Annotated in this window: 16 protein-coding genes; 4 read left to right on the plus strand and 12 right to left on the minus strand. The window is 73.2% G+C overall.

Annotation, left to right across the window (positions count from 1 at the left end; translation table 11 throughout):
- Positions 1-39 precede the first annotated feature (39 nt).
- Positions 40-570, plus strand: a complete 531-nt coding sequence (locus tag ACFU9P_RS03015) for a hypothetical protein (RefSeq protein ID WP_384077436.1) — start codon at positions 40-42, stop codon at positions 568-570.
- Positions 571-599: 29 nt separating this feature from the next.
- Here ACFU9P_RS03015 and ACFU9P_RS03020 read toward each other — a convergent pair whose 3' ends face one another.
- The 4 genes from ACFU9P_RS03020 to ACFU9P_RS03035 all read right to left on the minus strand — a co-directional run bounded on the left by ACFU9P_RS03020 (position 600) and on the right by ACFU9P_RS03035 (position 4,640).
- On the minus strand, positions 600-1,790 hold the full coding sequence (locus ACFU9P_RS03020) for a sensor histidine kinase (RefSeq protein ID WP_384077438.1): 1,191 nt from the start codon (positions 1,788-1,790) through the stop codon (positions 600-602).
- Positions 1,787-3,376 (minus strand): cation acetate symporter, encoded by a 1,590-nt coding sequence (locus ACFU9P_RS03025; RefSeq protein WP_384077440.1) that lies wholly within the window; start codon positions 3,374-3,376, stop codon positions 1,787-1,789. The genes ACFU9P_RS03020 and ACFU9P_RS03025 overlap by 4 nt, the downstream gene beginning before the upstream one ends.
- Complete coding sequence (locus tag ACFU9P_RS03030; protein WP_376374792.1) at positions 3,373-3,744, minus strand: hypothetical protein; 372 nt, start codon at positions 3,742-3,744, stop codon at positions 3,373-3,375. The genes ACFU9P_RS03025 and ACFU9P_RS03030 overlap by 4 nt, the downstream gene beginning before the upstream one ends.
- 146 nt (positions 3,745-3,890) lie before the next feature.
- The gene (locus ACFU9P_RS03035; protein ID WP_376374789.1) at positions 3,891-4,640 is read right to left on the minus strand and encodes a LytR/AlgR family response regulator transcription factor; all 750 of its coding nucleotides are present in this window, start codon (positions 4,638-4,640) and stop codon (positions 3,891-3,893) included.
- Between the two features lie 256 nt (positions 4,641-4,896).
- Between ACFU9P_RS03035 and ACFU9P_RS03040 the strand changes: the two genes are divergently transcribed.
- Entirely contained in the window at positions 4,897-5,601 is a 705-nt protein-coding gene (locus ACFU9P_RS03040) for a zf-HC2 domain-containing protein (protein ID WP_384077442.1), read from the plus strand.
- A 90-nt stretch (positions 5,602-5,691) separates the two neighbouring features.
- Here ACFU9P_RS03040 and ACFU9P_RS03045 read toward each other — a convergent pair whose 3' ends face one another.
- Positions 5,692-6,570, minus strand: coding sequence for an Fpg/Nei family DNA glycosylase (locus ACFU9P_RS03045; RefSeq protein ID WP_384077444.1), 879 nt, complete (start codon positions 6,568-6,570; stop codon positions 5,692-5,694).
- 116 nt (positions 6,571-6,686) lie between these two features.
- On the opposite strand from ACFU9P_RS03045, the gene ACFU9P_RS03050 reads away from it, so the two are divergent.
- Entirely contained in the window at positions 6,687-7,394 is a 708-nt protein-coding gene (locus tag ACFU9P_RS03050; RefSeq protein WP_376374781.1) for an alpha/beta hydrolase, read from the plus strand.
- A 182-nt stretch (positions 7,395-7,576) separates the two neighbouring features.
- On the opposite strand, the gene ACFU9P_RS03055 is transcribed toward ACFU9P_RS03050, so the two are convergent.
- From ACFU9P_RS03055 to ACFU9P_RS03080, 6 genes are all read right to left on the minus strand, one after another.
- A complete protein-coding gene (locus ACFU9P_RS03055; RefSeq protein WP_384077446.1) occupies positions 7,577-8,509 on the minus strand; it encodes an amidohydrolase family protein in 933 nt (310 codons plus the stop codon).
- A gap of 6 nt (positions 8,510-8,515) precedes the next feature.
- Positions 8,516-8,827 (minus strand): L-rhamnose mutarotase, encoded by a 312-nt coding sequence (locus tag ACFU9P_RS03060; RefSeq protein WP_376374776.1) that lies wholly within the window; start codon positions 8,825-8,827, stop codon positions 8,516-8,518.
- A complete protein-coding gene (locus tag ACFU9P_RS03065) occupies positions 8,824-9,843 on the minus strand; it encodes an aldo/keto reductase (protein ID WP_376374876.1) in 1,020 nt (339 codons plus the stop codon). Before ACFU9P_RS03065 ends, ACFU9P_RS03060 begins: the two co-directional genes overlap by 4 nt.
- Before the next feature lie 155 nt (positions 9,844-9,998).
- Entirely contained in the window at positions 9,999-11,390 is a 1,392-nt protein-coding gene (locus ACFU9P_RS03070; protein ID WP_376374773.1) for a wax ester/triacylglycerol synthase family O-acyltransferase, read from the minus strand.
- Between the two features lie 153 nt (positions 11,391-11,543).
- A complete protein-coding gene (locus ACFU9P_RS03075) occupies positions 11,544-13,616 on the minus strand; it encodes a SpoIIE family protein phosphatase (RefSeq protein WP_384077448.1) in 2,073 nt (690 codons plus the stop codon).
- A 70-nt stretch (positions 13,617-13,686) separates the two neighbouring features.
- Complete coding sequence (locus ACFU9P_RS03080) at positions 13,687-14,802, minus strand: DUF6777 domain-containing protein (RefSeq protein WP_376374767.1); 1,116 nt, start codon at positions 14,800-14,802, stop codon at positions 13,687-13,689.
- A gap of 322 nt (positions 14,803-15,124) precedes the next feature.
- Here ACFU9P_RS03080 and ACFU9P_RS03085 point away from each other — a divergent pair, with 322 nt between their 5' ends.
- Positions 15,125-15,661 (plus strand): DUF1990 family protein, encoded by a 537-nt coding sequence (locus tag ACFU9P_RS03085; RefSeq protein ID WP_384077450.1) that lies wholly within the window; start codon positions 15,125-15,127, stop codon positions 15,659-15,661.
- Positions 15,662-15,710: 49 nt separating this feature from the next.
- Here the strand turns inward: ACFU9P_RS03085 and ACFU9P_RS03090 are convergent, their stop codons facing one another.
- The gene (locus tag ACFU9P_RS03090) at positions 15,711-15,881 is read right to left on the minus strand and encodes a hypothetical protein (protein ID WP_217305439.1); all 171 of its coding nucleotides are present in this window, start codon (positions 15,879-15,881) and stop codon (positions 15,711-15,713) included.
- Positions 15,882-16,038: the final 157 nt, after the last annotated feature.

Consider the following 16,038-nt stretch of genomic DNA (forward strand, 5'->3'; position numbering starts at 1 on the left):
CCCTGAAGGAGGCTTCGGGGAAAGGAAGGCGGAAAAGCAATGCGTCCGGAATGTACCGAAGGGGCGGGTGGCGGTCTGCTGGTGCCCATGGCTTGGATGTACGCCGAGTACATCGCCGACGAGCTGCTGCGCACCGGCGATCTGATGCCGCCCACGACTCTGGAGTACCGGGCCGGCCGGGACGCGCTGGCCCTGACCATCTTTCTCTCCGAAGGACCGGTGGCGGGCCCCCGCGTCGTGGCCCGGATGGACGAGTGGCGCTCACTGACGGCGTACGGAACGAGCTGGCGCGACTGGGTCTGCGCCCGGCTGGACCGACTGGAGGCGGCGGCCTTCGAGTCCGGCTCGCGGAACTGCGATCCGGATCTGGAGCTGGCGGGTGCCGCCTGGCGGTGGCTGGAGGAGACGGAGCTGCTGGCGGCCGATCTCGACGCCATGGGTCCCGCGCGCGCCGACCGGTCCCCGGGCGGGGACACCGGCCCGGCCGGGGAGACGGAAGGGCCGCAGGTGTGGACACCGGCCTGGCAGCTCGGGCTTCCGCTGGGGCATCTGGCCACCCATCTGTACTGAAAACCCAAGTGCGGTATGGCCCGGACATCTCAGGTCCCGTGCACGCCCGCGCGGTACTTGGGGATCCGTACGGTGATCTTCATCCCGGCGTCCACGCCGGTCTCGATGACCAGGCCGTACTCGTCCCCGTACACCTGGCGCAGCCGCTCGTCCACATTGAGCAGGCCGATCCCGGTGGACGCGCCGCCCTCGCCGCGCAGGATCCGGCGCAGCCGGTCGGGCTCCATGCCGACCCCGTCGTCCTCGATGACCACCTCGGCCTCGGCCCCGGCGTCGAGCGCGCTGATGGTGATACGGCTGGTGGTGACCGCTCCTTCGAGGCCGTGCTTGACCGCGTTCTCGACCAGCGGCTGGAGGCAGAGGAACGGCATCGCGACGGGCAGGACCTCGGGCGCGACCTGGAGGGTGACGGAGAGCCGCTCGCCGAACCGGGCGCGTACCAGCGCCAGATACTGGTCGATCGAGTGCAGTTCGTCGGCCAGGGTGGTGAAGTCGCCGTGCCTGCGGAACGAGTAGCGGGTGAAGTCGGCGAACTCCAGCAGGAGTTCACGGGCGCGCTCGGGATCGGTGCGGACGAACGAGGCGATGGCGGCGAGGGAGTTGAAGATGAAGTGCGGGGAGATCTGGGCGCGCAGGGCCTTGATCTCGGCCTCGATCAGCCGGGTGCGGGAGCGGTCCAGCTCCGCGAGTTCGAGCTGCACGGAGACCCAGCGGGCGACCTCTCCGGCCGCCCGGGCCAGCACCGCCGACTCCCGGGGCGCGTAGGCGACGAGGGTGCCGAGCACCCGGTGGTCGACGGTGAGCGGGGCCGCCACGCCCCAGCGCAGCGGGCAGTCGAGATCGCCGCAGCCGCTGGCGAAGGCGGTGTCGCGGCCACTGCCCAGCAGCCCCTGGACATGGTCCATCACATGCTTGCCGTGGTGCTCGCCCAGGCCGTCCCAGGCGAGGACCCGCTCCCGGTCGGTGAGACAGAGGGCGTCGGTGCCGAGCAGGGAGCGGAGCCTGCGGGCCGCCTTGCGCGCGCTCTCCTCGGTCAGCCCGGCCCTGAGCGGCGGGGTGGCGAGCGAGGCGGTGTGCAGGGTCTCGAAGGTGGCGTGCTCGACGGGGGTGCCGACATCACTGGTCCGCTCGGGGCGGGCGGTACGGCGGCCGAGGAGGAAGCCGCCCGCGAGCAGCAGCGGGCCGAGGACGATCAGTACGGCGAGGGCGGCTCCGCTCATCGGACGCCTCCCTTGTGGCCCGTACGCCCGGGACCGCCCGTACGACCAGGACCGCTCGTACGGCCAGGGCCACCCGTACCGCCGGCGCCACCGGCCTCGCCCACTTCGCCGCGGGCGCCCGGCATCAGGGCCTCCGGGAGGTGGAAGCGCGCCATGGCGGCGTTGGTGCCGGGCGGTATCCGGCTCCGGGTGGCCAGGGACACCAGGATCATCGCGAGAAAGCCCACCGGCACCGACCACACGGCGGGCCAGGCCAGCAGCGCGTGCGGCCAGCCCGACCGTACCGTCCCGCTCACCGTGACCACCGTGGCGGCGAACGACAGACCGCCCCCCAGCAGCAGCCCCGCGATCGCCCCTGGCGGGGTGAGCCGCCGCCACCAGATCCCCAGCACCAGCAGCGGACAGAACGACGACGCGGAGACCGCGAACGCCATCGCCACCGAGTCCGCCACCGGCATCCCCCTGACCAGCAGCGACCCACCGAGCGGTACCGCCATGGCGAGCGGGGTGGCCAGCCTGAAGTGCCGTACACCGCGCGACGGAAGGACATCCTGGGTGAGGACCCCCGCGACCGCCATGGTCAGCCCGGAGGCGGTGGACAGGAACGCCGCGAACGCCCCGCCCGCGACCAGCGCGCCCAGCAGCGCCCCGCCCAGACCGCCGATCGCGCGCTCCGGCAGCAGCAGGACGGCGGCGTCGGCGTTCGTACCGTAGGGCAGTTCGGGTACGTAGAGCCTGCCGAGCGCGCCGTACACGGGCGGCAGCAGATAGAACGCGCCGATCAGGGCCAGCACGAAGAGGGTGGTGCGGCGGGCCGCCCGGCCGTTGGGGCTGGTGTAGAAGCGGACGACGACATGGGGCAGGCCCATGGTGCCGAGGAAGGTCGCCACGATCAGTCCGTAGGTCGCGTAGAGCGGATGGTCGGCGCGGCCCGCGACGGCGCTCGCCATGTCGAGATCGACGCGCGGCCGGCCGTCGCCCTGCCAGGCCAGCAGCAGGAACAGCGCCGGTACGAGCAGCGCGGTGAGCTTGAGCCAGTACTGGAAGGCCTGGACGAAGGTGATGCTGCGCATCCCGCCCGCCGCCACCGCGACCACCACGACCAGTGCGACCAGCACCCCGCCGAACCAGTCGGGCGCCCCGGTCAGGATCGTCAAGGTCAGCCCGGCGCCCTGGAGTTGGGGCACCAGATAGAGCCAGCCCGCCCCGGCCACGAACACACTGACGAGCCGGCGCACCGCGCGGGATTCGAGCCGGCCCTCGGCGAAGTCGGGGAGGGTGTACGCCCCGGAGCGGCGCAGCGGGGCGGCGACGAAGACCAGCAGCACCAGATAGCCGGCGGTGTAGCCGACCGGATACCAGAGCATGTCGGGGCCGTGCAGCAGCACCAGTCCCGCCACCCCGAGGAAGGAGGCGGCGGACAGGTATTCACCGCTGATCGCGGCGGCGTTGAGCCCGGGCCCGACCGTGCGGGAGGCGACATAGAAGTCGGAGGTGGTACGGGAGATCCGCAGCCCGAAGCCGCCGACGAGGACGGTCGCGAGGACGACGAGGGCGACCGCGGTCACGGTATAGCTCTGGTTCACGGAACGGGCCGGCCCTTCACCAGCCGGGCGAAGTCACGCTCGTTGCGCTCGGCGCGGCGTACGTACCACCAGGCGAGCAGGGTGAGCAGCGGATAGGCGGCGAAGCCGAGCACCACCCATACCGCCGTCGCGTCACGCAGCGCCGCGAAGGCGAGCGGCAGAGTGCCGACGACCAGGGCGAGTACGGCGAACGCCGTGAGCCCGGTGCGGAGCTGACCCCGCATCAGGGAGCGGACATAGGCGTCGCCGAGCGCGGTCTGCTCCTCGATCTCCGCCTGGGCGCGGTAGCGGGGCAGCGGCCGTACGCGACGGGGTTCACCGGTGACGACCTCGCGCCGCGGCGCGGGCTGCCGGGAATCGCCGGTCATGGTCTCTCCTCCCCCGTCGTGTCCCGCGGCTCCGCCGCGTGACACCGCGCCTGCCGGACCACTGTGTCCGACAGTAGGGCCCGGAGTGTACGCAGACCCGCGATCCCGGGGGAAGGCCCTGGTCAGCGCCTGCCCCGGCGGTATCGTCAGCGCCCGCCCTGCCGCATCAGAAGGTCCCGCAGAGCGCGGGCGTGGCGGCGGCTCACGGCCAGCTCCGCGTCCCCGACGCGGACGCTCATCGCGCCCGCGTCCAGCCGCAGTTCGTCGATCCGCGCCAGCGCGACGAGATGGCGGCGGTGGATCCGTACGAAACCGCGGGCCCGCCAGCGCTCCTCCAGGGTGGTGAGCGGGATCCGTACGAGATGGCTGCCGTTGTCGGTGTGCAGTCTGGCGTAGTCGCCCTGCGCCTCGGCGTACGCGATGTCGTCGACGGCGACGAAGCGGATCACACCGCCGAGTTCGACGGGGATCTGGTCGGCGGCGGGGGTCTGCGCGGGGCCGCGCTCCCCCACCAGTTCCGCGACCCGGCGCACGGCCTCGGCGAGCCGCTCCCTGCGGACCGGTTTGAGGACATAGTCGACGGCCTTCAGATCGAAGGCCTGGACGGCGAAGCCCTCATGGGCGGTGACGAAGACGATCAGCGGCGGCTCGGCGAACCCCGCCAGCAGCTTGGCGACATCGAGCCCGGTCAGCCCGGCCATATGGATGTCGAGGAAGACCACATCGACGGCGGCGGAGCCGTCGGGGCCCGCGTCGAGCGCGTCACCGATCCGGCGCAGGGCTCCCGTCGCGCTGGTCGCGCCCTCGGCGCTGCGGATCCGGGGGTCGGCCCTGAGCAGATAGAGCAGCTCTTCGAGGGCCGGTTCCTCGTCGTCGACAGCCAGTACGCGCAGCATGACGCCGGAGTGTAGGTCCTGGGCCGTGTCTGCCACATCCCGTCTGGCTCGCGACGCCTGGCACGCACGCTCGCCGCGTTGTCGGAGTCGCTCAAGTACGTCCAGTACGAGAGCGATCCTCCGCCTTGCGATCGCACGCACCAGCCGCCGCGAGCCCCGCCCTCCGGGCGGACGACGCCATGTGGCAGACACGGCCCAGCCCACACAATGGCTTCCCCGCTTGAATGAATCCGCGCTCCGGTCCGTACCAGACATCATGCGGACCTTGGACCTCCATCGTGATGTGGGCGCCTACACGCTGGGCGTGCTCGACCCCCCGGACGCGTTCCGCTTCGAGGACCACCTCATGGACTGTCCGCGGTGCACCCTGCTGCTCGCCGATCTCGGCGGGGTACGGGCGCAGCTCGACGAGTACGCGCGGCGCACCCCGCCCGGAGTGGCGCCGTTCACCGCCGCCGACCCGGAGCTGCTGGCCGGGCTACTCAAGCGCACCGCCGCCGGGCGGCGTGGCCGACGGGGGCGGCGGCTCGCGCTGGTGGCCGCGGCGGCGGTGCTCGTGGTGGGCGGTCCGCTCGCGGTGCTCCGTACCGCCCCGGGCGCGGCCCAGGGCGCCGTGCAGACCGTACGGTGGACCGCCACCGACCGGGCCACGGGCACGGCGGCCGTGGTGACGGCGGCGGAGACGGGCTGGGGCACGGATGTCGGCCTCGAACTGGTACGGCCGGGCGCTTCCGGGGTCTGCGCGCTGGTCGCGGTGGGGGTGGACGGCTCGCGGGAGACGGTGACGACCTGGGCCGCGCCCGCCGGGGACGGCGAGGCGCTGGTCACCCGGGGCGGGGCGGCGCTGCGGCCGGGCCAGATCGACCACTTCGAGGTGCGGGCGGCGGACGGACGGCGGCTGGTGACGATCGGCGGGCGGGACAGGGCCCAGGCCGGCGGGCCGGGCGGGACCGGCGGCTGAGCGGGCACGTTTCGCGGGCGGGCCGCGTTGCTCCATCAGTGCCACGTTGCTTCGTCGGTACGGCGCCGCTGCGCCGGGCGGGAAGGCGGATCACTTGAGGAGGCGGGACATCCGGCGGTCGGCGAGCGGTTTGCCGCCGGTCTGGCAGGTGGGGCAGTACTGGAGCGAGGAATCGTTGAAGGAGACCTCCCGGATGGTGTCGCCGCAGACCGGACAGGCCTCCCCGGTCCGGCCGTGCACCCGCAGCCCGGTTTTCTTCTCCGCCTTGAGCCGCCCCGCGGCCACCCCGCGCGAGCGTTCGACGGCCTCGCGCAGCGTGGTGCGCAGGGCTTCGTAGAGGAGGGTGATCTCGTCCTCGGAGAGATTCCTGACCGGTTTGAACGGGGACATCTTGGCGGCATGCAGGATCTCGTCGCTGTAGGCGTTGCCGATCCCCGCGATCAGGCGCTGGTCCCGCAGCGCGCCCTTGATCTGGCGCCGCTCACCGGCGAGGAGCCGGGCGAACGCGGCGCGGTCGAAGGAGCCGTCGAGCGGATCGGGGCCGAGCGAGGCGATCCCGGGGACATCGGCCGGGTCGCGTACGAGATGGACGGCGAGGCGCTTGGTGGTGCCCGCCTCGGTCAGATCGAATCCGTCCCCGCCGGCGAGGACGACCCGCAGCGCGAGCGGTCCCTTGCCGGGCCGTGGCGGCTGCGGAGGGAACGAGTCCTTCCAGCGCAGCCAGCCCGCGCGGGCGAGATGCACGGCGAGATGCAGCGGGCCGTCGCCGCCGGTGCCGGCCGCGGCGATGTCGAGATACTTGCCGTGGCGGGCGACGGACCTGACCGCCGTGCCCTCCAGGGCGGAGAGCGGCGGATCGTAGGTCTTCAGGACATTGACCGTCAGAGGCAGGACGCGGACGATCTCCCTGCCCACGAGCCGGCCGTCGAGAAACTCGCGCAGCGCTTCGACCTCGGGTACTTCCGGCATGCGTCCAGCGTGCCGCAGTCCCCGTACGACCGCCCAGTGAGCCCCGCACCGACGGGGCAGGTGTCACCACACGAGGGGTCGGCCCATGACCCCGTCCGCCGGAAGAAAGGCCCCGCATGCCCGTGAGCGACCGCCGAGCCGCCGCCGTCCAGTCCGCGCTGGTCCTCGACAGGACCTCGGCGCGGCCCCGTGCCGCCGTCCTGGTGCTGCACGGCGGACGTTCGAAGAGCGAGCGGCCGCCGGGCCGGATCAATCCGCCGGGGGTACGGATGTGGCCCTTCAGCCGGGCGGTGCTGCGGGCCACGGACGGGTACGACGTGGTGGTGGGCCGGGTGCGCTACCGGTACCAGGGGTGGAACGGCGGGCGCGCCGACGCGGCCCGTGACGCGCTCCGGGCGCTCGACGAGCTGGAGGAGCTGGCGGGGCCGGTGCCGGTGGTGCTCGTGGGGCACTCGATGGGCGGCCGGGCGGCCCTGGCGGTCGCGGGGCACGACCGGGTCAGCGGGGTGGTGGGGCTGGCGCCCTGGTGTCCCCGGGGCGAGCCGGTCGAGCAGCTCGCGGGCCGCCGCGCGGTGCTGCTGCACGGCGACCGCGACCGGGTGACGGACCCGTGCGAGACCGTCGAACTGGCGGCCCGCGCACGGGCGGCGGGCGCGGAGGCCTGCGCGGTCCTGCTGCCCGGCGGCGACCACGCGATGCTCCGCCGGGCGGCCACCTGGCACCGTCTGACCACCGGCTCGGTGACGGCGCTGCTGGGCATGGACCCGTACCCGGAGGCGGTGCGCAGGGCCCACGCGGGGTCGGACCCGGTCCAGAGCCCGTGACGGGACCGCGCGCGCTGTCCGGGACCTGGTACGGGCCCTGTACGGCGGCGGGGCGCCCCGGGCCGGTCCGCCCGAAGCCCGTGACGAGCCCGGTCCGGGGCCTGTTACGGCCCCGGCACGGCCTCAGCCCGTGACGAGCCGCCGGGCGCGGGGCGGCGGCTCGTACGGTCCGCCGCCCCGTCTCAGAGGCCGTACACGCGGCGTGCCGTGGCGCTGAAGATCTGCTCGCGCTCGGGCTCGCTCAGGGCGTTCGTCACCACTCGCGCCGCGTCCAGCACTTCGCCGTACGTGGCAGCCAGCCGGCACACCGGCCAGTCGGAGCCGAACATCAGCCGGCCGGGGCCGAAGGCGTCGAGGACGGTGTCCGCGTACGGGCGGAGGCCGTTGGCCGTCCAGGAGTCCCAGTCGGCCTCGGTGACCATGCCGGAGAGCTTGCAGACGGTGTTGGGCCGGGCGGCGAGCGTCCTGACGTGGTCGGCCCACGGGTCGAGACCGCCGGAGGCGATCGGCGGCTTGCCGAGGTGGTCGAGGACGAAGGTGAGGTCCGGCAGCAGTTCGGCCGCGACCGCCGCCGCGGGCAACTGCTGCGGGAGGACGACCAGGTCGTACACGAGCCCGGCGGCGGCGATCGCCGCGAGCCCGCGCTGCACGTCCGGGCGCAGCAGCCAGCGCGGGTCGGACTCGCCCTGCACCTGGTGGCGGATCCCCACGAGCCGGTCGCCGCCCGGCAGTTCACGCAGCGCGGCGAGGGTGTCGGCGATCCCGGGCGCGGTGAGGTCGGTCCAGCCGACGACGCCCGCGACCAGCTCACTGCCGTCGGCGGCGGCGAGGAATTCGGGAGTCTCCTCGGGAACACAGATGGTCTGGACGAGCACCGTGGCCGTCACTCCGGCGGCGCGCGCCTCCGGCTCAAGATCGTCGAGGGTGAAGTTCCGGCGGATCGGCGTCAGGGCCGGGCCGGTGATCCAGTCCTGGTCGCGTACGGACAGGTCCCAGATGTGGTGATGGGCGTCCACGACGCCCGCGGTGCTCACGGCATCAGCGGCATCCGTGGCACCCGCGGTGTTCGTGGCACCCGGGGCGTTCGTGGCACCCGCGGTGTTCGGCGGTGTCATCGGCGGTCACAGCTCCCAGACGACGGGCAGCGCGGCATCGGCGCCGCCCGCGGAGTAGTCGTGCGGGACATCGAGCAGTCCGGCCATCCTCGCCTGCCAGGCCGTATTGACCGGCAGCCGGTCCAGCTCGGCGAGCAGGCGCGGATAGTCCTCGCATTCCAGCAGATGGAAGAGATCCGTACCGCTGCGCCAGATCGTCCAGGAGGTGGCGCCCGCGGCGCGGATCGCGGCGGTGAGTTCGGCGGGTACCTCGCGGTGCGCGGCCTCGTACTCCTCGATCCGGTCGGCGCGGACCGTGGTGTGCAGGGCGACCCTCATGACACCACCCCGTTGTTCCCGGCAAGCAGACCCTCGGCGCCCGGCTCCCCGCCGAGCAGTCCCTCGGCGCGCAGCTCGGCCCACAGGTCCTCGGGGACGGTACGGGCGGCCAGTTCGGCCGCGTCCCGTACCTCCGCCGCCGACCGGGTGCCCACCAGGACACTGGCGACGGCCGGATGGCGCAGCGGGTAGTGCAGGGCCGCGGCGCGCAGAGGCACCCCGTACCGCCGTGTCACCGCGTCCATCCTCAGGGCGCGGTCGAGCAGGTCGGGCGGCGCCGCGGCGTAGTCGTAGGTCGCGCCGGGGCGCGGATCGGCGAGCAGCCCGGAGTTGAAGACCCCGCCGACCACCACGCTCCTGCCGCGCGCGACGGCCTCGGGCAGCAGTTCGGTCAGCGCCGACTGGTCGAGCAGGGTGAAGCGGCCCGCGCACAGGACGACATCGGCGTCGGTGTCGCGGAGAAAGCGGGTGAGCATCGCGGTCTGGTTCATCCCGGCGCCGATGGCGCCCACGACCCCTTCGGCGCGCAGCCGCTCCAGCGCCGGATAGGCCTGCTCGAAGGCCTCCTCGGCATGGTCGTCCGGGTCGTGCAGATAGACGATGTCGAGCAGGTCGAGCCCCAGCCGCTCCAGGCTGGCCTCGATGCTGCGGAGCACGCCGTCGGCGCTGAAGTCCCAGACGCGGCGATGGGTGGCCGGTACGGCGAAGCCATGGGCCAGATCGTCACCGGCCGGGCCGTCACCGGGGACGGGTTCCAGCAGCCGGCCGACCTTGGTGGAGATGGCGTACGTGTCGCGCGGCCGGTCCCGCAGCGCTTCGCCGAGCCGCCGTTCGGAGAGCCCGAGGCCGTAGTGCGGTGCCGTGTCGAAGTACCGGATGCCCGCGTCCCAGGCGGCGTCGACGGCCGCCCTGGCGTCGTCCGGTTCGACCGGGGTGTAGAGATTGCCGATCCCGGCCGCCCCGAAGGACAGTCCGGTCACCCGGACCGCACCGCGTCCGAGCGTCGTGTGCCGCATACCGCCGCCGCCTCCCGCCGCGCCGACGCCATCCGATCTGGCGTCGATCACGACGAATATTCATCGGATGACTGAGTGCCGTCAACACCTCCGGGTCAGCTTTCTGTGGTTCTTGTTGAATGAACTGTCCGACCTATCGCCTAGGGCGGGTACGTCTAGCGGCCCGGCCTGATCTCCCTGGTGGCCCGCAGCAGCTCTGCCAGTTCGTCGGTCGTCCCGCGCGCCAGCCGGTCCAGGTCCGGTACGGCCTTGCCGTCGGCGACCAGTCCCACATGGACCCGCCCGCCATAGGTGGTCAGCGCCACCGCCAGGGACTGGCCGCGCGCCAGCGGCGCCATCGGATACACCTCGCGCAGCGGGCAGCCGCCCAGCGAGAGGGTCGAGCGCGGCAGCGGCACGCTCGTCACCAGGATGTCGAAGAGCATCCTGGCGGCGCTGCCCGCCAGCGGCGCCCCGAGCCGGTGGGCCAGCGGCGGCAGTTGGTCGGCGAGTACGGCGACCGCGCCCGCGCCGCGCGAGGGGCCCGCCGACTTGTTTCGGTCCATGGCCCGGCGGACCCGTGCGAGCCGGGCCCGGGGATCGGCCTCGCCGACCGGGAGGCCGAGGAGGTATGCGGAGAGCCGGTTGCCGGAGCCGGGCGGGCTGCCGGGGCGGCGCCGGGTGACCGGTACGAGGGCGCGCGGGGACGCGGCGGGCAGCCGCTCGCCCCGTTCGAGCATCCAGCGCCGCAGCGCCCCGGCCACCGTCGCGAGCAGTACGTCGTTGGCGGTGCCGCCGGCGGCCCTGCGGATCCGCTGGACGTCCTCCAGATCGAGCACGGCGGTGGCGAGCCGCCGCGTACCGCTGGATCCGGCGGTCAGGGCGGGCGTTCCGCGCGGGTCGAGCCGGCTGGCCCGTACGACCGAGGCGCCGATGCCGACCGCGCGGCCCAGCTCCTCGATCCGGCCCCTGGCCAGGCCCGCCACCTGCCAGGGCCCGGGCAGCCAGGACCGGGGCGGCACCGGCCTGACCCGGCGGACCCCGGCGGCCCGGGCGTCGGCGATCTGGTCGAAGATGCCCGCGCCGATGGCGACGGCGCGCATCCCGTCGGCGAGGGCGTGGTGGAGCTTCACCAGGACGGCGAAGGGGCAGGCCCCCCGGCCCTTGCGCGGCGCCACCGCGTCCCGCCCGCCGGGCGTCAGGACGTACATCTCCCAGGGCGGGATACCGCGCTCCAGTGGGCGTTCCATCAGCTCGCCGGCCAACCGGGCGGCCTGCGCCGCGAACTCCCCCGCGGGCAGCCGCAGCCGCCGCACATGCCGCCGTACGTCGAAGTCCTTGTCGGCGGCCCAGGCGGCGCCGCCGACCGGGAGCCAGACGTCCCGTACCCGCATCCGCAGCCGGGGAATGGCGGCGGCGCGGGCGGCGAGCAGCTCCAGCAGTCCCGCGCCGGCCACCGCACCGGGCGCGGCGGTGAAGAGGGCGAGCGCGCCGAGGTGCATGGGATGGTCGGCGGATTCGAGATGCCAGAAAGCCAGATCGATAGGTGCCAGCAGCTCGGTGGTCAAGGGAACCCCAGGTCCTAGGGGGCGAGGCGCTGCACGGGCACAGCCCCTCACCAATTGGTCGGTTACGGTCAAGTACGATCACTTCACAGGCGGTTAACGACCCATATCGCACAGTGTGACGGAAATCCGGGGTGATGCCCGCTCAGCGGCAGCTCAGGGTGACGGCCGGTCAGGGACGACGAATTCGCACCAGACGCATTTGCCGCTGCCGCGCGACTCCACCCCCCAGGCGTCCGAGAGCAGGTCCACCAGGAGCAGCCCGCGCCCGGACACGCCCGACTCCCCGGCGTCGCGGCGGTGCGGCAGGGTGCTTGAGCGGTCCTCGACCTCGACCCGCAGGCGCCGTTCCGCACCCGACAGGACCCGTACGTTCACGACCGCCCCGTTCCCGGTGTGCATCAGCGCGTTGGTGATCAGCTCGTCGGCGGCCAGTTCGATCTCGTCCGCGCGGGCCCTGGCCCCCCAGGCGCCCACCGCCGCCCGGATCATGTGCCGTGCGGTGGTCAGCGCCTCCGGGTCGCCCCGCGCGACCCGCTGCTGGAGCCGCCCGCCGGGGCTCGGGGCGCGGGCGCCGCCGCGCCGCAGCAGCAGGACGGCGCCGTCGTCGTCACCGCCCCGCTCGTCCATGACCGCGCAGAGCCGGTCGGCCAGGAGCTGGAGATCGTGCGGTCCGTCCCGTACCAGCCCGGCGAGATGCCCCATCCCGTCGTCCAGATCCGTGCCGGGCAGCTCCACCAGACCGTCGGTGTACAGCATCAGGGTCTGGCCGGGGTCGAGTTCGAGGGTCTCGACCGGATAGTCGAGCCACCCGAAGAACGCCGAGAGCCCCAGCGGCATCCCGCCCGGCACGGGCAGTCTTCTGCAGGAGCCGTCGGCGTCCCTGAGCAGCGGGTCGATATGCCCGGCCCGTACGAGCCGGACCGTCCCGGTCGACAGATCGGCCTCCGCGTAGGTGCAGGTGGCGAAGCGGTCGGTGTCCAGCTCGTGCAGGAAGACCGAGGCCCGCGCCATCACGGTGGCCGGCGGGTGCCCCTCCGCGGCGTACGCGCGCAGCACGATACGGAGCTGTCCCATCACGGCGGCGGCATGGGTGTCATGGCCCTGCACATCGCCGATGACCGCTCCGACCCGCCCGCCGGGCAGCGGGATGATGTCGTACCAGTCGCCCCCGATGTCCCTGCCGAGCCGAGCCGAGCGGTAGCGCACCGCGATCTCCGCGCCGGGCACGGCGGGGATACGGCGCGGAAGCATCGCCTGCTGGAGCCCCTCCGCCAGATCGTGGTCCTGCTCGTAGAGGACGGCGCGCTGAAGGCTCTGGGCGATGCCGCTGCCGAGGGCCACCAGCAGATTGCGGTCCTCAGCGGTGAAGCCCTCCTTGTCGCGGTAGAGCAGCCCCAGCGCCCCGATCGGCCGGGCCTGCGCGATCAGCGGCAGAAAGGCGGCGGCGTTGATACCGAAGCCGCTGATGCGCGACCAGAGGTCCGGATAGGACAGGGCGAACTCCCCGGGGGACTCCACGAAGCGCGGGGCGAGCGTCCGTACCACCTCGTTCAGCGGGTATTCCTCGTCGGTCCGTGTCACGCGCACGTCCGGCACCTGGACGCCCTCGGGCCGCTCGGCGACCAGCCGGATGCGCCCCGCTTCCAGCAGACCCATGACCAGGCCGTTCGCACCGAGGTGCGCCAGGCCGCCGGACTCCGTCAGTACGTCGATGACGTCCTGGACGGTCCTGGCGTGGGCGAGCGCGGCGGTGGTGTTCTCGACGACGGTGGTCTGCACCCGGCGTACCGCGGCGAGTTCGCGCCGCGCGGTGGAGTCGGCCAGCTCCTGGACGGCGTCGCGGACGATACCGATGACCCGCACCGCGTGGCCCTCGTCGTCGCGGCGGATACTGCCCTGCGTGTGGGTCCAGCGCAGGGTGCCGTCGCGCCGGCGGCGCCGGAAGTACGCGCCGTAGCCGGTGCTGCCGTCGCCGAGCGCCCGCGCGATCACCGCGTCCAGCCGCGCTCCCTCGTCGGGCGGGACCCTGTCCGCCAGGCCCGTGGGCCGGCCGTCGTACTCGTCGGGTCCGGTGTCGAACACGTCGAGGGCCTGGGCGTCCAGATACAGCAGCCCGCTGGCGAGGTCCCAGTCGAAGGTGCCCATCCCGTTCAGGGAGAGGCTGAGGTCCGGCTGGGCGGGCCAGTCGCCGGGAAGCGACAGGGGACCCGCTGCCCGTTCAGCCATGCAGACACTTTGTCATCAATTGTCAGATTATTCGAGCGGTCCAAGTGGCCACCCCGGGGCGGTCAAGCCCTCACTCCTGGAGCGAGACGGGACCGATCAGCAGGTTGTCGATCCGGACGTCGTCGGGGTCCGGGAGCGGCCCGTCGCCGGACCCGCCGTCGGGCAGCAGATCGGGCATGTCCTCGGACTGCGGCTCCGGCTCGGACCGGGGCGGGAGCAGCGGCTCGCCACGTCCCGACGACACGCCCGGCGGTCCGGGCGGGGCCGCGGGCGCGGGGGGTCCGGCGGGAGGTGCGGGGGGAACCGCGGCGGCGGTGGGCTGCGCCGGTGTCTTCACCTCGTCCGGATCGGTGATGTCGGCGTCCGGCCCGTACGCCGGGACGACCCCGGGGCTCCCGTCGGCCTCCCCGCGGGTGCCGGTCAGCCGCTCGATCCACTCACGGCTGGCCATGTCGACCAGGATCAGGCTGCTCAGGGGCTGGGTGGTGCGGTCGATGACGACGACCCGCTCGGGCCGGTAGCCGCGCCACGGTGTCCCGCGATGGATCATCGAGCCCTGGGCCACGATGGGCGGGCGCAGCGGGCTGCCGCTGGTGCAGCGCACTCTCGGCAGGCCGTGGCTGTCCACCAGTACCGGGGTGCCCGCCTGGAGTACGGACTGGAACTCGACCGGGGCGCCGCCGCGGTAGGCGTGGTTCGTCATCCGTACGTCGGCGCGCAGGAAAACGGGGGTCAGGCCGTGCAGGAACCGCGTCACGGAGTCCCGGCTGACCCGAGCGCCCTTGGCGAAGGCGGCGGCCTTGGCGGGCTCCTCCGTAAGAAGGCCGAGCTGCCGGTCGACATCGCAACTGGCGTTGGCCTGGGTGCCGCTGTAGAGGCCGGGGGTGGAGCCCGGCAGGGCGCGCGCCGTCCGTCCCGAGCTGTTCTCGTTGTGCGCGTTGTACGAGTCGCCCCCGCGCGGCTGGGGGCTGGCCACCGCCCGGCTCTTGGTCCCGGTCCTGGGCGGGGCGATGGCGGTGGACTCGGTGAAGGGGTCGGGGCCCCGGTCCATGACCGGCTGGAAGTACAGCTCGTTGCTCTGGGGACCCGCCTGTCCGCCGCCGTCCCCGCCGCACCCCGCCGTGATCAGAATGCCGGCGGTCAGCGCGGCAAGCGTGGCATGCCGACGACGGTTGGGTGAGCGCACCGGAATCTCCCGCCTGTTTCATCCATGAATGACCTCTTCATGTCTGCCGGATCACTCACCGCCCCGCAAGCGGGAACAGGCGCGGCGCATCCGGGACTTGAACGCGTTCAGGGGGTGGCACTAGGGTGATCAGGAGACTTGAACGTGTTCAAGTACGGGGGTGGTGGACGATGTCCTCGCTGGTCAGCGTGGTGGGAGTGGTCGGCACACCGTCGGCCGCACCCCCTGGGCCGCGTCCGTCCGGGCCGCCGTACGCACCTCTCGTACCGGATCGCTCCCCACTACGCCGCCGGTGGCGTCCACTCGCCGAGGAGAGCGCCGTATGAAGCCCGTCGATGCCCTCGGCCTCAGCTACGAGGAGACCGGCGCGACCCGGCTCGGTCCGCTGCCCGACGGATACCACCACCTCCACCACCGCACCAGGATCGGCCGGGGCCGCCCGGTCTTCGACGCCGCCGGAGCCGCGGTCACCACCTGGGCCCTGCACCGCCGCTCGGGCGTGCGGGTACGGGCCGGATCCCCCTGGGCCGAACCGGGCACCGCCGTGGAGGTCTCGGCCGGGCTGGGCCCGCTGCGGCTGAGGGCTCCGTGCCGGGTGGTGTGGACGGCGTACGAGAAGGACCGCACCGGATTCGGCTACGGAACCGTGGCCGGGCATCCGGAGTGCGGCGAGGAGTCCTTTGTCGTCGAGCTGCGGGAGGACGGCTCGGTGTGGTTCACGGTGATGGCGTTCAGCCGGCCGGCCCGGTGGTACACCCGGCTCGCGGGCCCGCTGGTGCCAGTGCTCCAGCTCGGGTACGCACGCTGGCTCGGCCGCACGCTGCGCCGGATCGCCGCAGCCTCCCAGTCCAGCGAATGAAGCGTCCCGTACCCCTGGGGTCCCAGGGGTACGGGACGGCCGGTGTTCCTCAGTCGATACCCGGCAGGATGTGCGGCTCCGCGAGGTCGTCCTCGTATCCGGCGAGCCGGATGGGGGCGGACCTGGCCCACACTTCGAGGTTCCCGATCTTCTCCGGGCCTTGCTTGGGCTCGGAGGTCTTCGCCGGTCTCTTTTCCCGCTTGGTCGTTTCTGGTGTCACCGCGCGCTCCTCTGTGTCGCGTAACTCTGGGACAGGGCATTCGTCGCGGTGGCGCCGTTTCGTTGACGGGACCGCGGCCGTGGTAGAGGGCCTGTCCCCGCGCGGCCGTCGGGGATGTATCCCCTGCGTGGCCGTGCGTACCTCCCAGAGTAACCAA

This window comes from Streptomyces sp. NPDC057617 (assembly GCF_042800555.1).
GTDB lineage: Bacteria > Actinomycetota > Actinomycetes > Streptomycetales > Streptomycetaceae > Streptomyces.